Origin of the sequence: Microbacterium sp. E-13, from assembly GCF_049912955.1 — a bacterium.
Classification (GTDB): Bacteria; Actinomycetota; Actinomycetes; order Actinomycetales; family Microbacteriaceae; genus Microbacterium.
Map to the genome: position 1 here is coordinate 2441028 of NZ_CP183973.1, position 20944 is coordinate 2461971.

Sequence of the window (20944 nt, forward strand, 5' to 3'; positions counted from 1 at the left end):
TGGAGGCGATCAGCGCGCTTAACGCGGAATGGCCACCCAGGGTGTGGGTGGCCATTCCGTGAATGGGTGTCCGGCGGTGTCCTACTCTCCCACAGGGTCCCCCCTGCAGTACCATCGGCGCTGAGAGGCTTAGCTTCCGGGTTCGGAATGGGACCGGGCGTTTCCCTCTCGCTATGGCCGCCGAAACTCTTTCGATGTTTCAGTGTTCACAACGTGAAAGTTCTCTTTGTTGTTGTGTTCCCGACCGTACATCGGGAACCACTCAGTGGACGCAAGCACCAGGAAGGTGTGTTATCAAGTCATCGGCTTATTAGTACCAGTCAGCTGCACGCATTGCTGCGCTTCCACATCTGGCCTATCAACCCAGTAGTCTGGCTGGGAGCCTCTCACCCGAAGGTATGGAAGTCTCATCTTGAGGCCGGCTTCCCGCTTAGATGCTTTCAGCGGTTATCCATCCCGAACGTAGCTAACCAGCGGTGCACTTGGCAGTACAACTGGCACACCAGAGGTTCGTCCAACCCGGTCCTCTCGTACTAGGGTCAGATCCTCTCAAACTTCCTACGCGCGCAGCGGATAGGGACCGAACTGTCTCACGACGTTCTAAACCCAGCTCGCGTACCGCTTTAATGGGCGAACAGCCCAACCCTTGGGACCTACTCCAGCCCCAGGATGCGACGAGCCGACATCGAGGTGCCAAACCATGCCGTCGATATGGACTCTTGGGCAAGATCAGCCTGTTATCCCCGAGGTACCTTTTATCCGTTGAGCGACAGCGCTTCCACAAGCCACTGCCGGATCACTAGTCCCGACTTTCGTCCCTGCTCGACCTGTCAGTCTCACAGTCAAGCTCCCTTGTGCACTTACACTCGCCACCTGATTGCCAACCAGGTTGAGGGAACCTTTGGGCGCCTCCGTTACTTTTTGGGAGGCAACCGCCCCAGTTAAACTACCCACCAGGCACTGTCCCTGAACCGGATTACGGTTCGAAGTTAGACATCCAGAGTGACCAGAGTGGTATTTCAACAACGACTCCACGAATACTGGCGTATCCGCTTCACAGTCTCCCACCTATCCTACACAAGCCACACCGAACACCAATACCAAGCTGTAGTAAAGGTCACGGGGTCTTTCCGTCCTGCTGCGCGTAACGAGCATCTTTACTCGTAATGCAATTTCGCCGAGTTCGCGGTTGAGACAGTTGGGAAGTCGTTACGCCATTCGTGCAGGTCGGAACTTACCCGACAAGGAATTTCGCTACCTTAGGATGGTTATAGTTACCACCGCCGTTTACTGGGGCTTAAATTCTGAGCTTCGCCTTGCGGCTGACCCGTCCTCTTAACCTTCCAGCACCGGGCAGGCGTCAGTCCGTATACATCGTCTTGCGACTTGGCACGGACCTGTGTTTTTAGTAAACAGTCGCTACCCACTAGTCTCTGCGGCCACCACACCCTTTTCCAGGCAAGCTGGTATAAGTGGATGGCCCCCCTTCTCCCGAAGTTACGGGGGCATTTTGCCGAGTTCCTTAACCACGATTCTCTCGATCTCCTTGGTATTCTCTACCTGACCACCTGAGTCGGTTTGGGGTACGGGCGGCTAGAACCTCGCGTCGATGCTTTTCTTGGCAGCATAGGATCACCCACTTTTCATCCGCATCGTGTCTCAGCCTGTATGAGTCACGGATTTGCCTATGACTCGGCCTACGCACTTGCCCCGGGACAACCATCGCCCGGGTTGGGCTACCTTCCTGCGTCACACCTGTTAATACGCTAACCGCCTCAGCATGGGGTCGTGCGCTAGGCCCACAGCATCACCCCGAAGGGATCCGTCAGTGGGATTCAGACACTTAGCACTACTGGATTGGTTGGGGCGGTTCTTCGCCGGTACGGGAATATCAACCCGTTGTCCATCGACTACGCCTGTCGGCCTCGCCTTAGGTCCCGACTTACCCAGGGAAGATTAGCTTGACCCTGGAACCCTTGGTCTTTCGGAGGACGTGTTTCTCACACGTCTTTCGCTACTCATGCCTGCATTCTCACTCGTGTAGCGTCCACGGCTGGGTCACCCCGCCGCTTCACTCGCCACACGACGCTCTCCTACCCATCAACACGGCTGGACCACGAAGGCCTACCAATAATGTCAATGCCACAACTTCGGTGGCGTGCTTGAGCCCCGTTACATTGTCGGCGCGGAATCACTTGACCAGTGAGCTATTACGCACTCTTTCAAGGGTGGCTGCTTCTAAGCCAACCTCCTGGTTGTCTAAGCAACTCCACATCCTTTCCCACTTAGCACGCGCTTAGGGACCTTAGATGGTGGTCTGGGTTGTTTCCCTCTCGACTATGAAGCTTATCCCCCACAGTCTCACTGCTGCGCTCTCACTTACCGGCATTCGGAGTTTGGCTGACGTCAGTAACCTTGTAGGGCCCATCGGCCATCCAGTAGCTCTACCTCCGGCAAGAAACACGCAACGCTGCACCTAAATGCATTTCGGAGAGAACCAGCTATCACGAAGTTTGATTGGCCTTTCACCCCTATCCACAGCTCATCCCCTCAGTTTTCAACCTAAGTGGGTTCGGCCCTCCACGACGTCTTACCGTCGCTTCAGCCTGGCCATGGATAGATCACTTCGCTTCGGGTCTAGGACATGCGACTGAATCGCCCTATTCAGACTCGCTTTCGCTACGGCTACCCCACCCGGGTTAACCTCGCCACATATCGCTAACTCGCAGGCTCATTCTTCAAAAGGCACGCTGTCACACCTACCAGGGGTGCTCCAACGGTTTGTAAGCAAACGGTTTCAGGTACTATTTCACTCCCCTCCCGGGGTACTTTTCACCTTTCCCTCACGGTACTTGTCCGCTATCGGTCATCTGGGAGTATTTAGGCTTATCAGGTGGTCCTGACAGATTCACACGGGATTTCTCGGGCCCCGTGCTACTTGGGATACTCTCCACGTCAGAACACGCATTTCGACTACGGGGCTGGCACCCACTCTGGCCCGCCTTTCAAGACGGTTCGTCTATACGCTTCTGTCACGTCGACCACTCGGCAGAATGGTCAGGAAAGTCCCGCAACCCCCCACATGCAACGCCTGCCGGCTCTCACACACATGAGGTTTAGCCTGATCCGATTTCGCTCGCCACTACTCACGGAATCACGGTTGTTTTCTCTTCCTGTGGGTACTGAGATGTTTCACTTCCCCACGTTCCCTCTACCCGCCCTATATATTCAGGCGGGAGTCACTGGGTCGGCACGCCGCCCAGCGGGGTTTCCCCATTCGGACACCCTCGGATCAAAACTTGCTTATCAGTTCCCCGAGGCTTATCGCAGATTGCTACGTCCTTCTTCGGCTCCAGATGCCAAGGCATCCACCGTTTGCTCTTAAAGACTTGAAATCACATGAGTTCTCATCAAGAATCGCGCCAGAGCCGAAACCCTGACGAGAAATTGACTAATGATCTTTAAGATCATCAATAAAGACAACCCCCGAAGGGATCATCTCAAAGATGCTCGCGTCCACTGTGTAGTTCTCAAAGTACGGGCGGCACCCGCCCCACCCACCAACAAAAGCCGGCAGCAAGACGAGCCCAGAGAGTCAAACCCCACCCCGAAAGGCAGACGTCCGGTCCCTCAGGACCCAACAGCGTGCAGGCACCCCGCTCACAAACCCCCACCCTCCAACCGGCCCCGAAGAACCGGCGTACTAGTGAGAATCAGTCGCGCTGATGCCATGTCAAATGTTCCACCCACGAGCCCCACCCAGGAACATTCGCCCTGAGCTGGGTCCTCCAACCCGAAGGTTGAGGTGCTCCTTAGAAAGGAGGTGATCCAGCCGCACCTTCCGGTACGGCTACCTTGTTACGACTTAGTCCTAATTACCGATCCCACCTTCGACGGCTCCCCCCACAAGGGTTAGGCCACCGGCTTCAGGTGTTACCGACTTTCATGACTTGACGGGCGGTGTGTACAAGACCCGGGAACGTATTCACCGCAGCGTTGCTGATCTGCGATTACTAGCGACTCCGACTTCATGAGGTCGAGTTGCAGACCTCAATCCGAACTGGGACCGGCTTTTTGGGATTCGCTCCACCTCACGGTATTGCAGCCCTTTGTACCGGCCATTGTAGCATGCGTGAAGCCCAAGACATAAGGGGCATGATGATTTGACGTCATCCCCACCTTCCTCCGAGTTGACCCCGGCAGTATCCCATGAGTTCCCACCATTACGTGCTGGCAACATAGAACGAGGGTTGCGCTCGTTGCGGGACTTAACCCAACATCTCACGACACGAGCTGACGACAACCATGCACCACCTGTTCACGAGTGTCCAAAGAGTCTCCTATTTCTAGGGTGTTCTCGTGTATGTCAAGCCTTGGTAAGGTTCTTCGCGTTGCATCGAATTAATCCGCATGCTCCGCCGCTTGTGCGGGTCCCCGTCAATTCCTTTGAGTTTTAGCCTTGCGGCCGTACTCCCCAGGCGGGGAACTTAATGCGTTAGCTGCGTCACGGAATCCGTGGAAAGGACCCCACAACTAGTTCCCAACGTTTACGGGGTGGACTACCAGGGTATCTAAGCCTGTTTGCTCCCCACCCTTTCGCTCCTCAGCGTCAGTTACGGCCCAGAGATCTGCCTTCGCCATCGGTGTTCCTCCTGATATCTGCGCATTCCACCGCTACACCAGGAATTCCAATCTCCCCTACCGCACTCTAGTCTGCCCGTACCCACTGCAGGCCCGAGGTTGAGCCTCGGGATTTCACAGCAGACGCGACAAACCGCCTACGAGCTCTTTACGCCCAATAATTCCGGATAACGCTTGCGCCCTACGTATTACCGCGGCTGCTGGCACGTAGTTAGCCGGCGCTTTTTCTGCAAGTACCGTCACTTTCGCTTCTTCCTTGCTAAAAGAGGTTTACAACCCGAAGGCCGTCATCCCTCACGCGGCGTTGCTGCATCAGGCTTCCGCCCATTGTGCAATATTCCCCACTGCTGCCTCCCGTAGGAGTCTGGGCCGTGTCTCAGTCCCAGTGTGGCCGGTCACCCTCTCAGGCCGGCTACCCGTCGACGCCTTGGTGAGCCATTACCTCACCAACAAGCTGATAGGCCGCGAGCCCATCCCAGACCGAAAATCTTTCCAACCCCCACCATGCGATAGAGGCTCATATCCAGTATTAGACGCCGTTTCCAGCGCTTATCCCAGAGTCCAGGGCAGGTTGCTCACGTGTTACTCACCCGTTCGCCACTGATCCCACGAAGCAAGCTCCGTGTTCACCGTTCGACTTGCATGTGTTAAGCACGCCGCCAGCGTTCATCCTGAGCCAGGATCAAACTCTCCATAAAAAAATGATGCTGCAAACAGTCGGAATAAGACCGAAAGCAACGAGTTCAACCATGACCAAAAACGAATATCAAACTGACATCCATGAATTGATCCAAAAAAGACCCCCACCAACCAAAAAATGGTCGACAGAGAAATAAATTGGCATTTGACAAGTGCACGCTGTTGAGTTCTCAAAGATCGGACGCACCCGCGTTCAGGTCTCTCAACCTTCGCCGCAGGGCAACTTCTCTATCTTACACATCCCGGCCCGACTGTCAAGCGGACCCTGTGAGGCACGAGGCTTCACCATGGCCGCCGACGAGGAAGCACGAGAGTGGAAGAAACCCATCCTAAACCGGAACCCGGCCCACTCGCCAGGAGCAGATCGGATGGGGTGCTTCGCTGCTTGAGGGGAGCCAGACCTTCCGGCCTTCCGCTCTACCCTTTGGGGCGAACAACAAGAACATTACGCCGCATCGGTCCCTCCGTCGAATCGAGCCCGCACCCCGGGCGTGTCGCGTCGGCTGCGCCGCGTAAACACGCGGGATCCGGCTCGCCGGAGCGCGTAGCGTTATCGGCATGACCGAAGAACGATGGGTATGGGGCGCCGGCCTCGCAACGACCGCCGACGACGGAACCGTGCTCGACACGTGGTTCCCCTCCCCCCTCGTCGGGCGCATCCCGCTGGGATTCGATCCCCGCATGGCACCGGACGACCTCGACAGGCTCGCTGTCGCGGACGCCCGGCGGGCCGTCGCGGTCGACATCGTCGCCGTGGAGGTCGATCTCGACGCCGCGCCCACCTCGACCCCTGACGCGTACCTCCGCCTCCACGCGCTGTCGCACCGGCTCGTCCGGCCGAACGAGGTCAACCTCGACGGCATCTTCGGGCACCTGCCGAATGTCGCGTGGACCAACGCGGGTCCGATGCACCCCGACGCGCTGGCGCGGCTGCGCCCGTTCCTGGCTCGCGACGGCATCCAGGTGCAGGGGCTCGACAAGTTCCCGCGCCTGCTGGACTACGTGACGCCGCCCGGGGTTCGGATCGCCGACGCCTCCCGCGTGCGCCTGGGCGCGTATCTCTCGCCGGGAACCACCGTCATGCACGAGGGTTTCGTGAACTTCAACGCCGGAACGCTCGGCCAGAGCATGGTCGAGGGCCGGATCTCGCAGGGCGTCGTCGTCGGCGACGGGAGTGACATCGGCGGGGGCGCCTCCATCATGGGCACGCTCTCGGGCGGCGGCACGCACAAGGTGTCGGTGGGCGCCCGTACCTTGCTCGGGGCGAACGCCGGCATCGGGATCTCGCTCGGCGACGACTGCGTCGTGGAGGCCGGCCTCTACGTGACGGCCGGCACGAAGGTGCTGCTCGCAGACGAGCCGCGCCGCGCCGACGGCTCCCTCCCGACCGTGAAGGGCGCCGAGCTGTCCGGCGTCGCAGGACTGCTCTTCCGGCGCAACTCGCTGACCGGTGCGGTGGAGGCAGTCCGACGCGCCGGCGTGGGCGTCACGCTCAACGAGGCGCTGCACGCCTGACGTCCGGTCCCCTCGAGACCGCCTCGCCCACTGCGGCGGGGCGGTCTCGCCGTCTGCGTGCGAGACCGTCGGCGCCGCGCCGCGGCGACTCAGCGACGGATGGCATTGATCGCGAGGTTCAGCACCCGCTGCCGCTGCGCGTCGTCGTCGAACGAGGCGACTGCGGCCACTCCCGAGACGAGCTTGACGACGTCGCCGATCGTGACGCCGGGGTCGACCTCGCCCGCCGCCTGCGCCCGTGCGAGCAGAGGCTCCCCCGCACCGAGCATGATCGTCCGACACTCGGCCAGGACGGGGGAGCGACGGTTCAGCCCGTCCAGCAGCGCGTGCTTCGTGCCCACGTACGAGACGAAGCGATCGAGCCACGCCCGCAGGGCGTCCCACGGCTCGAGGTCGGCGACCTCATCCGCGGCCCGCGCGAGCGCGTCGACCTCGCCCAGGTAGAGCGTCTCGATCAGGTCATCGCGGGTCGGGAAGTTCCGATAGAGCGTGCCTATCCCGACACCCGCGCGGCGCGCGATGTCTTCGAGGGATGCCGCAGACCCCTGCTCGGCGAAGGCCTCGCGTCCTGCCGCGACCAGCGCATCGAAGTTCCGCGCCGCGTCCGCGCGCTGCGGCCTCCGTGCATCCAGTGCCGATACCCGCTCGACGACGGCCATCTCGCCGACCTCCCGAAGTGAAGGGGAACCGCCGCCACTCGACGCCGGTTCGAAAACCGAGGCTTGCGAAGCGGAGGGCTCCTCCGCTAATCTCAAAGCGGAGGCATCCTCCGTTCGGAGACCTCCCTCCACTTTACCGCGGATCATCGGATCCGCTCCCATCGGAAGGCATGTCGATGCCCACTGTCCCCTTCACCCCTCGCGGCGCGTTCGCGGCGATCGCGCTCAGCGTCGCCTCGCTCGCCCTGCTGCAGAACCTGGTCATCCCCGTCATCCCGCTGATCTCCACCGATTTCGGCGTGAGCGCGGACGCAGCGTCCTGGACGAACACCGCATGGCTGATCGCGGCCGCGGTCGCCACTCCCCTGCTCGGCCGCATCGGCGATCTGCGGGGGCGTCGCAACACGTTCCTCGCCGTGCTCGGCGTCGTCGCCGTCGGCGACATCGTGGCCTCGTTCGCACCGACCCTCGGGGTGCTCATCCTTGCCCGTGTGCTGCAAGGGGTCGGCGGCGCGCTCTTCCCCCTCGCGTTCGGCCTGCTGCGCGACGTGATGCCGCGGCACCAGCTCACGGGCGCGATCGGCGCCACGAGCGCCATCATCGGCATCGGCGGCGCGGCCGGCAGCGTCCTGGCGGGACCGCTCGCCGGGCTACTCGGCTGGCGGGGCGTCTTCGCCGTCCCGTTCGTGGCCGCCGTGGCGGGCATCCTGCTGACGGTCGTGCTGGTGCCGCCGGCCGGGCTCCGCGCGAAGGGCCGCGTCAACGTGGCCTCAGCCGTGCTGCTGTCGGGCTGGCTCATCGCGCTTCTCGTGCCGCTCAGCTCCGGCGCGCGCTGGGGATGGACCTCCCCTCTCACGCTCGGCCTGTTCGCCGTCGCCGCAGCGCTGATCGTGGGCTGGATCGTCGCCGAGCTCCGCTCGGCCGAGCCGCTGGTGGACCTGCGGCTGATGGCATCCCGCGCGATCTGGCCGGTCAACGTCGCGGCGCTGCTCATCGGAGCCGCCGCCTTCGGATTCTGGGGGTACCTTCCGCAGTTCCTCGAGACTCCGTCCAGCTCCGGATGGGGGCTGGGGCTGGGCGTCCAGTCCGCGGGGCTCGCGCTCCTTCCCCTGCTCATCGGCATGTCGGGCGTCGGCTTCGCGACCGGCGCGATCGCCCGCATCGTTCCTCTGCGCCTGATGATGGCGATCGGGGCGATGCTCATGGCGGGCGGCGTCGTCTTCGCGGTGTTCGACCACGAGACGCTCGTCTCGCTGGCGACCGCGGGGGGCGTGTTCGGCCTCGGGATCGGACTCGCGTACGCGTCCACCGCGAGCATCGTCGTCGAGAGCGTTCCTGCCGACCGGACGGGCATCGCCACCGGCGTCAACGCGAACCTCCGCACCATCGGGTCGGCGATCGGCTCCGCTTTCACGACCGCGATCGTGTTCGGCTCGGTGGCGCCCGGCGGCACCCCGGCGCTCGACGGCTACGCCGTGGCGTGGCTGACACTCGCCGCCGGCGCGGTGGCGGCCGCGGTCATCGTGCTCGCCGTGCGGCCACGGCGGCAGACGGATGGCGGCGCACCGACCCCACTCGAAAGCGCAGACGAACCCGCGGTCCTCGCCGAGGTCGTCTGACGGCCGGCCCCGGGCCGTCACCTGCCGCAGGACACGGATGCTGCGTCCCCGCACGGGGCGCAGCATCCATCGTCGGATCACGCGTTGCGCGATGACACGCGCAACGGCCGGCTCACGTGAGTCCGGGGTAGCTCCGCTCGGCGGCGCCGACGTACAGCTGCTGCGGACGGCCGATCTTCGTCTGGGGGTCGCCGGCGGCCTCGCGCCACTGGGCGAGCCAGCCGGGCAGGCGCCCGATGGCGAAGAGCACCGTGAACATGCGGGTCGGGAAGCCCATCGCCTTGTAGATCACGCCGGTGTAGAAGTCGACGTTCGGGTACAGGCGCCGCTCCTGGAAGTACGCGTCGTTGAGGGCGATCTCTTCGAGCTCCTTCGCCAGATCCAGCAGCGGGTCGCTCACACCGAGCGCCGACAGCACCTCGTCGGCCGACTCCTTGACGAGTTTCGCGCGCGGGTCGTAGTTCTTGTAGACCCGGTGCCCGAAGCCCATGAGCTTCACGCCGTCTTCCTTGTTCTTGACCCGCTCGACGAACCGCTGCACGCTCTCACCGGAGTCGCGGATGCGCGCCAGCATGTCGAGCACCGCCTCGTTCGCACCGCCGTGGAGCGGCCCGTACAGCGCGTTGATGCCCGCCGAGATCGAGGAGAACTGGTTCGCTCCCGTGGAGCCGACGAGACGCACCGTCGACGTCGACGCGTTCTGCTCGTGGTCCTCATGGAGGATCAGCAGGCGCTCCAGCGCGCGCGACATGACGGGGTCGACCTGGTAGACCTCCGACAGCACCCCGAAGTTCAGCTTCAGGAAGTTGTCGACGAACCCGAGCGAGTTGTCGGGGTACAGGAACGCCTGGCCGATGCTCTTCTTGTGCGCGTAGGCGGCGATCACCGGCAGCTTCGCCAGCATGCGGATGGTGTTCAGCTCGACGTGCTCGGGGTTGTTCGGGTCGGACTGGTGCTCGTAATAGGTCGACAGCGCCGAGACCGCCGACGACAGCACCGACATCGGGTGCGCGGTGTGCGGCAGCGCCGAGAAGAACCGCTTGAGATCCTCGTGCAGCAGCGTGTGACGACGGATCTTCTCGTCCCACTCCGCCAGCTCGTCGGCGGTGGGAAGCTCCCCATAGATCAGCAGCCACGCCACCTCGAGATAGGTGCTGTTCTTCGCGAGCTGCTCGATGGGGTAACCGCGGTAGCGCAGCACGCCCTGATCGCCGTCGATATAGGTGATCGCCGACTTGGTGGCGGCGGTGTTCACGAAGCCGTAGTCCAGCGCGGTATAGCCGGTCTGACGCGTGAGCGTCGACAGGTCGACGCTCGGAGTGCCGTCCGTGCCCTGCAGCAGCGGGAACTCGGCGGTCGTATCGCCGATCGTGAGGGTGGCCTTCTCCTGCTGGGTTCCCGTGTCGCTCACGGCGCCTCCTCGCGATTCTGTCGTGCCGGGGGGTGTCGTCCAGTCCTGGGCGACACCTTCAGGCGCCTGCATCAGGACGGCAGAAGCGGGACGGGGATGCCGCGTCGCCGCCTTGTACAGCCTAGTGGCCCGTCACGCCTACTGCTGACACAGCCAAAGGGTCGAGGCATCCGATAGAGGAATCCTCAGATAGACAGGTCTGATGCCCCGCGCAGGCGCCCAGCCGCCGCAGCGACCCGCTCGTCGGTCGCGGTGAGCGAGAGCCGGATGTGCTGCGGGTAGTGCGTGCCGTAGAAGTGACCGGGTCCGGCGAGGATGCCGAGATCGGCGAGGCGCCCCAGGCTCTGCCAGGCGTCGCGACCCTCAGTCGCCCAGAGGTACAGGCCCGCCTCACTGGCATCGACCCGGAACCCGGCGGCCTCGACGGCGGGCCGGAGCACCGCGCGCCGCCGCCGATAGAGCTCCTTCTGGGCGGCCACGTGGGCATCGTCGTGGAGCGCGGCCACCATGGCGGCCTGCACCGGCAGCGGCAGCATGAGCCCCAGGTGCTTGCGGGCCGTCAGGAGACGCGCGACGACGGACGGGTCGCCCGCGAGGAAAGCGGCGCGGTAGCCGGCGAGGTTCGACTGCTTGCTGAGCGAGTAGACCGACAGGATGCCGGTCAGATCGCCCTCGGTGACCCGGGGATCGAGAGCCGACGGCACAGGCTCGGCGTCCCATGGCGCGTCCCAGCCGAGCTCCGCATAGCACTCGTCCGACGCCAGAACGGCACCGAGCGCACGCGCTCGCCCGGCGGCGGCGCGCAGGGCGTCGACGTCGAGCACGCGGCCGTCCGGGTTGCCCGGCGAGTTCACCCACACCAGGCGCGTGCCCTCGGGCCAGTCCGCCGGGTCGTCCGCCGCCACCGGCGTCGCGCCGACGAGACGCGCGCCCACCTCATAGGTCGGATAGGCGGCACGGGGGTGGGCGACGACGTCGCCGCGGCCCAGGCCCAGCAGCAGCGGGAGGAAGGCGACCAGCTCCTTCGAGCCGACCGTCGGGAGCACGTTCTCGGGGGTCAGCGCCGGAACGCCGCGGCGCCTGTCGTACCACTGCGCGATCGCGGCGCGCAGTGAGGGCGTGCCGACGGTCTGCGGATACGCGTGGGCATCGGTCGCGGCGCGGAGCGCGTCGGCCACCACCGAGGGGGTGGCGTCGACCGGGGATCCGATGGACAGGTCGACGATGCCGTCGGGGTGCGAGCGGGCGCGGGCCGCATACGGAGCGACGGCGTCCCAGGGGTAGTCGGCGAGGTCGGCGACCCCCACGTCAGTGTTCCTGCGGCGGGAGCGCCCCGATGACCGGGTGGTCCTTGTGGATCACGCCGACCTTGGCGGCACCACCGGGCGAGCCGATGTCGTCGAAGAACTCGACGTTCGCCTTGTAGTAGTCCTGCCACTCGTCGGGCAGGTCGTCCTCGTAGTAGATCGCCTCGACCGGGCACACCGGCTCGCACGCACCGCAGTCGACGCACTCGTCGGGGTGGATGTACAACGACCGGTCACCCTCGTAGATGCAGTCCACGGGGCACTCGTCGATGCAGGCGCGGTCCTTGACGTCCACGCAGGGAAGGGCGATCACGTACGTCACGTGATCAGTCTAGCCGGGGCATGGATGCAGGCTCGGCCGTGCGACGCACGCTCAGGGGGTCGCGGGCACGCGGTCCGGCCAGGCCACGGCGACCGCCACGAGGATCGGCACGGAGACGGTCCACACGACGGCGAAGCCGGTCTGCGGCACGACGACGGAGCCCCCGGGGCCGCTTCCCGAGAACACCAGCGTCGAGATCATCATGCCCGCGCCCGTCGCCAGCGTCGCCCACCGGTCCGCGGTGAGCAGCCTCACCGCCAGCAGCAGTGCGCCCGAGCCGATGACCGCCAGGAGCAGGCCGAGCGGGAACCACCCGATGGCGTACGAGTGGGCCACCGTCCCGGCGACCCCGTACACGAGCCCGACCACGAGGGCGACGATCCAGCTGCCGATGCGGGCGGGGGCGGGAGGGCGCATCCTTCGATCGTACCGACCCCGGTCGCGCGGTCCGGGGCCGGAGCCCTCAGGCGGCCCAGCCCCACAGTCGCAGGAGCGCCGCCACCAGGGCCGCCGCGATCACGACGACGAGGAACGGCGCCCGCAGCAGGAGCAGGCCCGCTGCGACGAGCACCGCGGGAACTCGGGCGTCGACGACGACGGCCTGGCCGGCGGCCAATGTCTGCACCGCCACGAGTGCGGCGAGCAGGGCGACGGTGAGAAGGTCGGCGATGCGCATCGGCGTCGGGGCCTCCACCCACCTCGCGGGGATGAGGTAGCCGACCGTCTTCAGGGCGACGCACACGATCGCGGCGACGAGCACCGCCGTCCACAGGGTCACGGCAGCCCCTCCCGCTCGGCGACGTCGTCGGGCTCGGCAGCATCCGCCGGTTCGTCCTTGCCGAGCCAGTTCGTCCAGCCCACGACGATCGCCACGACCGCGGCGATGATCACCGGGAGCCCGGGCATGACGACGGGAGTGAGCACGGTCGCCACCACGGCGGCCGCGACTCCCACGACGATGGGCTGGCGGGCGCGCAGCCGCGGCCACAGGAGCGCGAGGAATGCGGCAGCCGCCGCGGCGTCGAGCCCGTAGGCCCGGGGGTCGCCCAGGACGTCGCCCAGCAGCGCACCGGCCAGCGTCGACAGGTTCCAGCCCACGTAGATGCCGAGGCCCGTCACCCAGAATCCGAGCGTCCGCGCCCGCTGGGTGCGCTGCGCGAGCGACACCGCGGTCGACTCGTCGATCGTGAACTGCGCCGCGGCCGCGCGGCGCCAGAAGCCTGCGCCGATGACCGGCGACATCCGGATGCCGTACGCCACGTTGCGCACTCCGAGAAGCGCCGCGGACGCGATCGCCGAGGGTGCGGCGGCCAGTCCCCCGGCGCCGATGATGCCGACGAAGGCGAACTGGGACCCGCCGGTGAACATGACGAGGCTGAGCACGCAGGTCTGCCACAGATCGAGCCCGGAGGCGACCGCCAGCGCGCCGAAAGAGATGCCGTACGCGCTCGTCGCGAGCGCCACGCCCACGCCTTCGCGCACCGCCCTCCTCGCCTCGCCGGCGCTGTGCGCGTCGTCGAAGTGCGGTTCGAGGGTCACCCCGTCATGCTAGCCGCGGCGGCGCGCAGGGCCGCCGGGCCGCCCGGCCACGAGTGGACCCTGTTCGCTACGCGTTCGCGTCCTGACGCTTGAGGCGCGAAGCGGCACGGCCGCGCTCGGTGGCGTCCAGGATCACTTTGCGGATGCGCACCTTCTCGGGCGTCACCTCGACGCATTCGTCGTCACGGGCGAACTCGAGGCTCTCCTCGAGCGAGAGCAGGCGCGGGGGTGTCATCGACTCGAACGCGTCGGCGGTCGACGACCGCATGTTCGTGAGCTTCTTCTCCTTGGTGATGTTCACGTCCATGTCGTCGGCGCGCGAGTTCTCGCCGACGACCATTCCCTCGTACACCTCTTCGGTGGGCTGCACGAAGAAGCTCATGCGCTCCTGCAGCGCGATCATGGCGAACGGGGTGACGACGCCGGCGCGGTCCGCGACGATCGAGCCGTTCTGACGGGCCACGATGTGGCCGGCCCAGTCGTCGTAGCCGTGCGAGATGGCGTTGGCGATGCCGGTGCCGCGCGTCATCGACAAGAACTCGGTGCGGAAGCCGATGAGACCGCGCGACGGCACGATGAACTCCATCCGAACCCAGCCGGTGCCGTGGTTGACCATCGTCTCCATGCGGCCCTTGCGCGACGCCATCAGCTGCGTGATCGCTCCGAGGTACTCCTCGGGGGCGTCGATGGTCAGGTGCTCGTACGGCTCCTTGACCTTGCCGTCCTCGCCCTTGCGCGTGACGACCTGCGGCTTGCCCACGGTGAGCTCGAAGCCCTCGCGACGCATGTTCTCGACGAGGATCGCCAGCGCCAGCTCGCCGCGGCCCTGCACCTCCCACGCGTCGGGGCGCCCGATGTCGACGACCTTGAGCGACACGTTGCCGATGAGCTCGCGGTCGAGGCGGTCCTTCACCATGCGGGCGGTGACCTTGTGGCCCTTGACCTTGCCCACGAGCGGCGAGGTGTTGGTGCCGATGGTCATCGAGATCGCGGGGTCGTCGACGGTGATGGCCGGGAGCGGGCGGACGTCCTCGGGATCGGCGATGGTCTCGCCGATGGTGATCTCCTCGATGCCGGCGACGGCGACGATGTCGCCCGGGCCGGCTTCCTCGGCGGGGTACCGCTCGAGCGCGCGGGTCTTCAGCAGCTCGGTGATGCGGGCGTTCGAGTGCGACCCGTCGTGGCGCACCCAGGCGACGGTCTGACCCTTCTTGAGCGTGCCGTTGAAGACGCGCAGCAGTGCGAGGCGGCCGAGGAACGGGCTCGAGTCGAGGTTGGTGACCCAGGCCTGCAACGGCGCCTCGTCGTCGTACGCCGGCGCCGGCACGTGCTCGAGGATCGCCTCGAACAGCGGCTCGAGGTCGGCGTTGTCGGGAAGCTCGCCGTTGGCGGGACGGTTGCGGGATGCTGCCCCCGCGCGTCCGCTCGCGTAGACCACCGGCACGTCGAGCAGGGCGTCGACGTCGAGGTCGGGAACGTCCTCGTGGAGGTCGGAGGCGAGGCCGAGGAGCAGGTCGTGGGCCTCCTCCTCCACCTCGGCGATGCGCGCATCGGGGCGGTCGGTCTTGTTGACCAGCAGGATCACCGGGAGCTTGGCCTCGAGCGCCTTGCGCAGCACGAAGCGCGTCTGCGGCAACGGGCCCTCGCTCGCGTCGACGAGCAGCACGACGCCGTCGACCATCGACAGACCGCGCTCGACCTCGCCGCCGAAGTCCGCGTGGCCCGGGGTGTCGATGACGTTGATCGTCACCGGCACGTCGGTGTGGGCGCCGTTGTAGGTGATCGCCGTGTTCTTGGCGAGGATCGTGATGCCCTTCTCACGCTCGAGATCGTTCGAGTCCATCGCGCGCTCCTCGACGTGAGCGTGCTCGCCGAACGAGCCGGTCTGGCGGAGCATCGCGTCGACCAGGGTGGTCTTGCCGTGGTCGACGTGGGCGACGATCGCCACATTGCGGAGGTCCGGTCGGAGGGCGCGCGCCATGAGGGAATCCTTGAAAGAGAAGGGGGATGCCGGAGTGCCGGCATCCCCCATTCTATTAGGCGCTCCTGTGTGTCGCCTTTCGGCGCTATGATCAGCCCTCCAGGCCCGCCCTCAGCAGTGCGGCGCGCGCCTCGCGACGCACCTTCTGCTCCTCTGGGTTGGGCACGGGGACCGCCGCGATGAGGCGCTGGGTGTACGGATCCTGCGCGCCCCGCAGGATCTCGTCCCGCGTACCGCTCTCGACGAGCTTGCCGTGGTGCATCACCGCGATGCGGTGGGCCAGGATGTCGACGACGGCGAGATCGTGGCTGATGAAGAGGCAGGCGAACTGCAGCTGCTGCTGGAGGTCCTGCAGCAGATCGAGGAAGCGGGCCTGCACCGAGACGTCGAGCGCCGATGTCGGCTCGTCCGCGACGAGCAGCTCAGGGGCGAGTGCGAGAGCGCGCGCGATGCCGACGCGCTGGCGCTGGCCCCCGGAGAGCTCGTGCGGGAACCTGTTGCGGTACGACGCCGGCAGCTCGACCTGGCTGAGCAGCTGCTCGACGCGCTTGTCGAGGTCCTTGCCCTTGGCGGCCCCGGAGAGCAGGAGGGGCTCGCCGATGGACTGCCCGATCGGCATGCGCGGGTTGAGCGACGACGCGGGGTCCTGGAAGACGATGCCGGTCCTGCGACGGATCGCGAACAGGTCCTTCTGCGACGCGTGCGAGATGTCGGTGCCGACCGTCGTGAGCTTGCCCTCGGCGATCGGGAGCAAGCCGATCGCCGCCCGCCCCAGGGTCGTCTTGCCGGAGCCCGACTCCCCCACGAGGCCCACGATCTCGCCCGGGTAGATCGCGAGATCGATGTGCTCGGCGGCACGGAAGGCCGGGATCCGCCCGCGCTTGGGGTACTCGATCGCGACGTCTTCGAATGCCAGCACCGGCGTGCGGGTCTCGACGGTCTCTTCCGCTGCCTCGCTGGCACGCTCACGGATCGACGACACCGACGGCACCGCGGCCGACTCGGCGACGACCTCCGCAGCAGCGGGCTGGGCCTCCTCGAGCACGCCGAGGCCGAGGTGGGGCACCGCCGCCAGCAGTTGCTGCGTGTACGGGTGCTGCGGGTCGTGGAAGATCTGCTCCACCGCACCGGACTCGACGACGACGCCGTTCTTCATCACCATGATGCGATCGGCGAGGTCGGCCACCACGCCCATGTCATGGGTGATGAGGATGATCGCCGAATCGAGACGCTTGTGGAGGTTGCGGAGCAGGTCGAGCACCTCGGCCTGGACCGTGACGTCGAGCGCCGTCGTCGGCTCGTCGGCGATGAGCAGCAGCGGATCGCACGAGATCGACTGCGCGATCATGGCGCGCTGACGCTGACCGCCGGAGAGCTGGTGAGGATACTTGTGGAACGACTGCTCCGGATTGGGCATCTCGACCATGCGCAGCAGCTCCACCGCGCGCTCGCGCGCCTCGCTCGGCGCGAGTCCGCGGTCGTGCGAGCGCAGGGCCTCCATGATCTGGAAGCCGACCGTGTACACGGGGTTGAGCGCCGTCATCGGCTCCTGGAAGATCACGGCGATCTCGTTGCCGCGCAGCGACCGGAGCGTCGCGTCGTCGACGCCGCGCAGCTCCCGGCCGAGCAGCTTGATGGACCCGGTGACGCGCGCGTTCTCGGGGAGGAGCCCGAGCAGGGCCATCGAGCTCGTGCTCTTTCCCGAGCCGGACTCGCCCACGATGGCGAGGACCTCGCCGCGCCGGACCTGGTAGTTCATGTCGATCGCGGCCGGGTAGAACTGGCCGTCCACCCAGAACTCGACCCCGAGGTTGTCGACCTGGAGGATCGTCTCCGGAAGGGCTTCGTGCGACGCCGCGATCTCCGCGGCAGTGCCCGTCGTGTCAGTCATTCCGTGGTGTCCTATCTGCAAAGCTTGAAGTCATGTCGTTCCAGGAGGTCCACTACCGGCCGGTGTTCGGCCGTGTCCTCGCCGTCGTGACCGATGTGGTGTGCGGCCTGGGGGTCGTCGCGATGATCGTCACCGATCCGGCCTCGGCCCTGCGTTACGTCTGGCCTGTGCTGCTGGTCGCCGTGCTGGCCTGGGCGCTGTTCTGGCGGCCGAGCCTCCTGGTGCAGGAGTACGGCATCACGGTCGAGAACGTCCTGCGGACGCACTTCGTGCCCTGGCCGTCGATCAGCGCGATCGACACCCGGTACTCCCTGACCCTGCACACCGCGACCGGCCGTGTGCCCGTGTGGGCGGCGCCCGCTCCGGGACGCCATCGCACGATGGGTCTGGCCCCGAAGGATTTCGAGGGCGTCGGCGAGACGGCCCGCGGCGCGGTCGGCGAGCTGCGTCCGGCGGACGCCCTCAGCACCCCCAGCGGCAACCTGGCCCAGCTGATACGCGGTCACTGGGAACGGTTGCGCGACGCCGGTGCCTTCGCCAGCGGAGTGGATCCGGAGGCCTCGACGCAGCGATGGCATTGGGCGACCATCACGGTGGTCGCGGCGCTGGCCGCGGCCACCGTGATCGGCGCGCTGGTCTGACAGCACGTCACCGCTCCGGGTCGAGCGGCTTGTGCTGCACATCGCCGGGAGCCTCACGACGGGGATCGTTGAAGTTCACGATGTCGTCGCCGGTGTAGGCGGTCTGCATCCCGACATCGACCATGTGGGTGTCGCCGATCGTGGCCGGCGTCGTGTCGACGCCCGGCGCGATCGGTCCCTTGGCGCGTCCGGCGCGTGCCATGGCACGTTCGCTCGGCATCTTCTTCTGGCGCGGGTCGAACGCGTCCCTCAGACCGTCGCCGATGAAGTTCACGCAGAGCGCGATGGCGATGATGAAGATACCGGGCCACCAGAAGATCCACGGCCGCGTCGAGAACGCCGCCTGGTTCTCGGAGATGATCTTGCCGAGAGAGGTGTCGGGCGACTGCACGCCGAATCCGAGGAAGCTCAGCGACGACTCCAGCAGGATGGCGCCGGCCATCAGCAGCGTGGCGTTCACGACGATGACGCCCACCGAGTTCGGCAGGATGTGCCGGAAGATGATGCGCCGGTCCCGGGCACCCGAGACACGCGCGGCATCCACGAACTCGCGCTCGCGCAGTGTCAGGAACTCCCCTCGCACCAGGCGCGCCATGGTCGTCCATGCGAAGAGGCCGATCACGACGCCGAGCACCGCGGCGCCGAGGCTGCCGAAAGTGTTGCCCAGCACCGAGCCGATCACGATCAGGGGGATCGTGATGATGATGTCGGTGAAACGCATGAGCACCGAATCGGTCATCTTGCCGTAGTAGCCCGCGATGGCACCGATCACGACACCGATCAGGGTTGCGACGACGCCGGCGATCGCCATCACCATGAGCGACTGCTGGGCACCCCGCATGACGACCGCGAAGATGTCACGGCCGACCTCGTCCTGGCCGAACGGGTGATCGCCGAACTGCAGCGGCCAGAGGGTCATGGTCGGCACGCCGTTGTTCACCTTGGGCGGGATCTCGTCCCAGGAGTACTGCCACCACCCCGGGATGCGGAGGCCCCACAGGTTCACGCCGACCGATGTGAAGGCGAGGATCACGATGAACGCGAGCACGATCATCGAGATCAGCGCCGCGCGGTGACGGAAGAACCGCTTCCGGACGATCTGTCCCTGGCTGAGGCCTTCGGTCTCCTTCTGCTCGATCGAGACCTCGGACTTCGCCTCGGTCTCGCGGGCGTCGGATTCGTTGATTGTCGAGGCCATGTCAGCCCACCTTGATTCTCGGGTCGAGGGCCGCGTAGACGAGGTCCGCGATGAGGTTGAAGAGGACGGCCAGTGTGCCGGTCACCACGAAGAACGCCATGACCGGGTTCGGGTCGTGAACGTCGAGAGCGGTCACGAACAGACGGCCCATGCCGACCCAGCCGAAGACGGTCTCGGTGACGACGGCACCGCCGATGATCGCTCCCACATCGAACGCGATGATCGTCGTGATCGGGATGAGGGCGTTGCGGAACGCGTGGCGGACGACCACCGTGCGCCCCGTCAGGCCCTTGGCGCGGGCGGTTCGGATGTAGTCCTGGTTCATCACCTCGAGCAGGCTTGCGCGCGAATACCGCGTATAGCTGGCGAAGGAGATCAGGATGATCGCGATGGTCGGCAGGAGAAGGTGCGTGAACAGGTCGATCCCCTGCACCCAGAAGTTGCCGCCGAGGCCGGGAGTCGACGCACCGACGGTCGCGATGGGGCGCCCTCGCACACGACTGGAGTTGGCGTACGCCTGCCAGTACGACATGTACTTGTCGAGCGCGATGAATCCCGCCACCAGGAAGCCGACGATCGCGGTCGTCCGGGCCACGGGAGCGGGGTCCGGGGCTCCCATGAACCATCCGATCGCCCCGGAGACGACGACCGTCGCGAGGGCGAGCAGCAGGAAGATCCACAGGGTCATCCCGTTGAGGAGATAGTTCATCATCGGCGCGTACAGGACGATGCCGATGGCCGCGACCACGAGGGACGCATAAACCGCCTTGCGGTTCCGCAGACCGGTGGAGACAGCAGTCACGCCGAGGGCGATCCCGATCGCGAGGAACCCATACACGACGATCCCGATGCTGGGGTCGGCGAACCACTGAGTGACGGAGAAGTACGTCAGGACGGCGGCGGTCGCGACCGCCGAGACGGCGAAGACGATGAGGCGGCGGCGCCACCTGCCCCCGATGAGCGACATCCAGATCAGACCCGCCACGATCGATGTGCCGATGATGACGGGCACGGAAATGGTCGGATCCGCGAGCCAGTTGTTGAGCTGAATGGCGCCGTACTGCTTGAGCAGCACCGCGACCCAGAAGATCGGCAGCGAGAAGAACAGGAACGACAGCAGCGTCACTCCGTAGTCGAACCCGGTGTATTGGCGCAGGGCCGACACGATGCCGACCGTGATGCCCAGGACGATGGCGACGACGGTGGCCGTGGTCACGAGCGTCAGCGTCGACGTGATCGCGTTCCCCAGGAGCGCGTTCACCGGCTGATTCTGGATGCTGATCCCGAAGTCGCCGCGGAACAGTGCACCGAGCCACAAGAAGTATCGGAGCGGAGGGGCGACGTCGAGGTTGAGAAGCTTGGTGCGAGCTTCGATGAGCTCGGCCTTGTTGGGTGCGTTGCTCTGCCGCAGGTCCTCAAGGGGATCGCCCGAGTAGGACACCAGCAGATACATCAGGAATGTCGCGGCGAAGAGAACGAAGATCGATGCGATCAATCGCCGGATGATGAATGAAGCCATGT

Annotated in this window: 14 protein-coding genes and 3 rRNA genes; 3 read left to right on the forward strand and 14 right to left on the reverse strand. The window is 65.6% G+C overall.

The genetic code is table 11. The annotated features are described in order from the left end of the window. Nucleotides 1-68: 68 nt before the first annotated feature. The 3 genes from rrf to ACN9MP_RS11270 form a co-directional block, all read right to left on the reverse strand. Nucleotides 69-185: ribosomal RNA gene (gene rrf / locus ACN9MP_RS11260) — 5S ribosomal RNA — on the reverse strand. A gap of 105 nt (nucleotides 186-290) precedes the next feature. After that, nucleotides 291-3395, reverse strand: a 23S ribosomal RNA gene (locus ACN9MP_RS11265). Nucleotides 3396-3816: 421 nt separating this feature from the next. Beyond that, nucleotides 3817-5339: ribosomal RNA gene (locus ACN9MP_RS11270) — 16S ribosomal RNA — on the reverse strand. Together the 16S, 23S and 5S rRNA genes form the textbook arrangement of a ribosomal RNA operon. A gap of 559 nt (nucleotides 5340-5898) precedes the next feature. On the opposite strand from ACN9MP_RS11270, the gene dapD reads away from it, so the two are divergent. Continuing rightward, nucleotides 5899-6855: a 2,3,4,5-tetrahydropyridine-2,6-dicarboxylate N-succinyltransferase gene (gene dapD / locus ACN9MP_RS11275; RefSeq protein ID WP_426320224.1), complete on the forward strand. Its 957-nt coding sequence runs from the start codon at nucleotides 5899-5901 to the stop codon at nucleotides 6853-6855. Nucleotides 6856-6944: 89 nt separating this feature from the next. Here the strand turns inward: dapD and ACN9MP_RS11280 are convergent, their stop codons facing one another. Beyond that, a complete protein-coding gene (locus ACN9MP_RS11280) occupies nucleotides 6945-7514 on the reverse strand; it encodes a TetR/AcrR family transcriptional regulator (protein WP_426320225.1) in 570 nt (189 codons plus the stop codon). A 176-nt stretch (nucleotides 7515-7690) separates the two neighbouring features. Here ACN9MP_RS11280 and ACN9MP_RS11285 point away from each other — a divergent pair, with 176 nt between their 5' ends. Continuing rightward, entirely contained in the window at nucleotides 7691-9133 is a 1443-nt protein-coding gene (locus tag ACN9MP_RS11285) for an MFS transporter (RefSeq protein ID WP_426320227.1), read from the forward strand. Nucleotides 9134-9245: 112 nt separating this feature from the next. Here ACN9MP_RS11285 and ACN9MP_RS11290 read toward each other — a convergent pair whose 3' ends face one another. From ACN9MP_RS11290 to ACN9MP_RS11325, 8 genes are all read right to left on the reverse strand, one after another. Then, complete coding sequence (locus tag ACN9MP_RS11290; protein ID WP_426320228.1) at nucleotides 9246-10544, reverse strand: citrate synthase; 1299 nt, start codon at nucleotides 10542-10544, stop codon at nucleotides 9246-9248. 185 nt (nucleotides 10545-10729) lie between these two features. Then, nucleotides 10730-11851: a succinyldiaminopimelate transaminase gene (gene dapC / locus ACN9MP_RS11295; RefSeq protein WP_426320230.1), complete on the reverse strand. Its 1122-nt coding sequence runs from the start codon at nucleotides 11849-11851 to the stop codon at nucleotides 10730-10732. A gap of 1 nt (nucleotide 11852) precedes the next feature. Further along, entirely contained in the window at nucleotides 11853-12173 is a 321-nt protein-coding gene (gene fdxA / locus ACN9MP_RS11300) for a ferredoxin (RefSeq protein WP_426320232.1), read from the reverse strand. Nucleotides 12174-12224: 51 nt separating this feature from the next. Continuing rightward, complete coding sequence (locus tag ACN9MP_RS11305) at nucleotides 12225-12590, reverse strand: DUF6113 family protein (protein ID WP_426320234.1); 366 nt, start codon at nucleotides 12588-12590, stop codon at nucleotides 12225-12227. 46 nt (nucleotides 12591-12636) lie between these two features. Further along, a complete protein-coding gene (locus ACN9MP_RS11310; RefSeq protein ID WP_426320236.1) occupies nucleotides 12637-12951 on the reverse strand; it encodes an AzlD domain-containing protein in 315 nt (104 codons plus the stop codon). Next, nucleotides 12948-13712 carry an AzlC family ABC transporter permease gene (locus ACN9MP_RS11315; RefSeq protein ID WP_426320238.1) on the reverse strand — a complete coding sequence of 255 codons (765 nt, stop codon included), beginning with the start codon at nucleotides 13710-13712 and terminating at the stop codon, nucleotides 12948-12950. The genes ACN9MP_RS11310 and ACN9MP_RS11315 overlap by 4 nt, the downstream gene beginning before the upstream one ends. Before the next feature lie 67 nt (nucleotides 13713-13779). Next, nucleotides 13780-15693: a translational GTPase TypA gene (typA, locus tag ACN9MP_RS11320; protein WP_426320240.1), complete on the reverse strand. Its 1914-nt coding sequence runs from the start codon at nucleotides 15691-15693 to the stop codon at nucleotides 13780-13782. A 91-nt stretch (nucleotides 15694-15784) separates the two neighbouring features. Next, nucleotides 15785-17584: a dipeptide ABC transporter ATP-binding protein gene (locus ACN9MP_RS11325; RefSeq protein WP_426320242.1), complete on the reverse strand. Its 1800-nt coding sequence runs from the start codon at nucleotides 17582-17584 to the stop codon at nucleotides 15785-15787. A gap of 32 nt (nucleotides 17585-17616) precedes the next feature. On the opposite strand from ACN9MP_RS11325, the gene ACN9MP_RS11330 reads away from it, so the two are divergent. Beyond that, nucleotides 17617-18225 carry a PH domain-containing protein gene (locus tag ACN9MP_RS11330; RefSeq protein ID WP_426320243.1) on the forward strand — a complete coding sequence of 203 codons (609 nt, stop codon included), beginning with the start codon at nucleotides 17617-17619 and terminating at the stop codon, nucleotides 18223-18225. A 7-nt stretch (nucleotides 18226-18232) separates the two neighbouring features. On the opposite strand, the gene ACN9MP_RS11335 is transcribed toward ACN9MP_RS11330, so the two are convergent. Both ACN9MP_RS11335 and ACN9MP_RS11340 read right to left on the reverse strand, forming a co-directional pair. After that, the gene (locus ACN9MP_RS11335; RefSeq protein ID WP_426320245.1) at nucleotides 18233-19423 is read right to left on the reverse strand and encodes an ABC transporter permease; all 1191 of its coding nucleotides are present in this window, start codon (nucleotides 19421-19423) and stop codon (nucleotides 18233-18235) included. Between the two features lies 1 nt (nucleotide 19424). Next, nucleotides 19425-20942, reverse strand: coding sequence for an ABC transporter permease (locus tag ACN9MP_RS11340; RefSeq protein ID WP_426320247.1), 1518 nt, complete (start codon nucleotides 20940-20942; stop codon nucleotides 19425-19427). Between the last annotated feature and the right edge of the window lie 2 nt (nucleotides 20943-20944).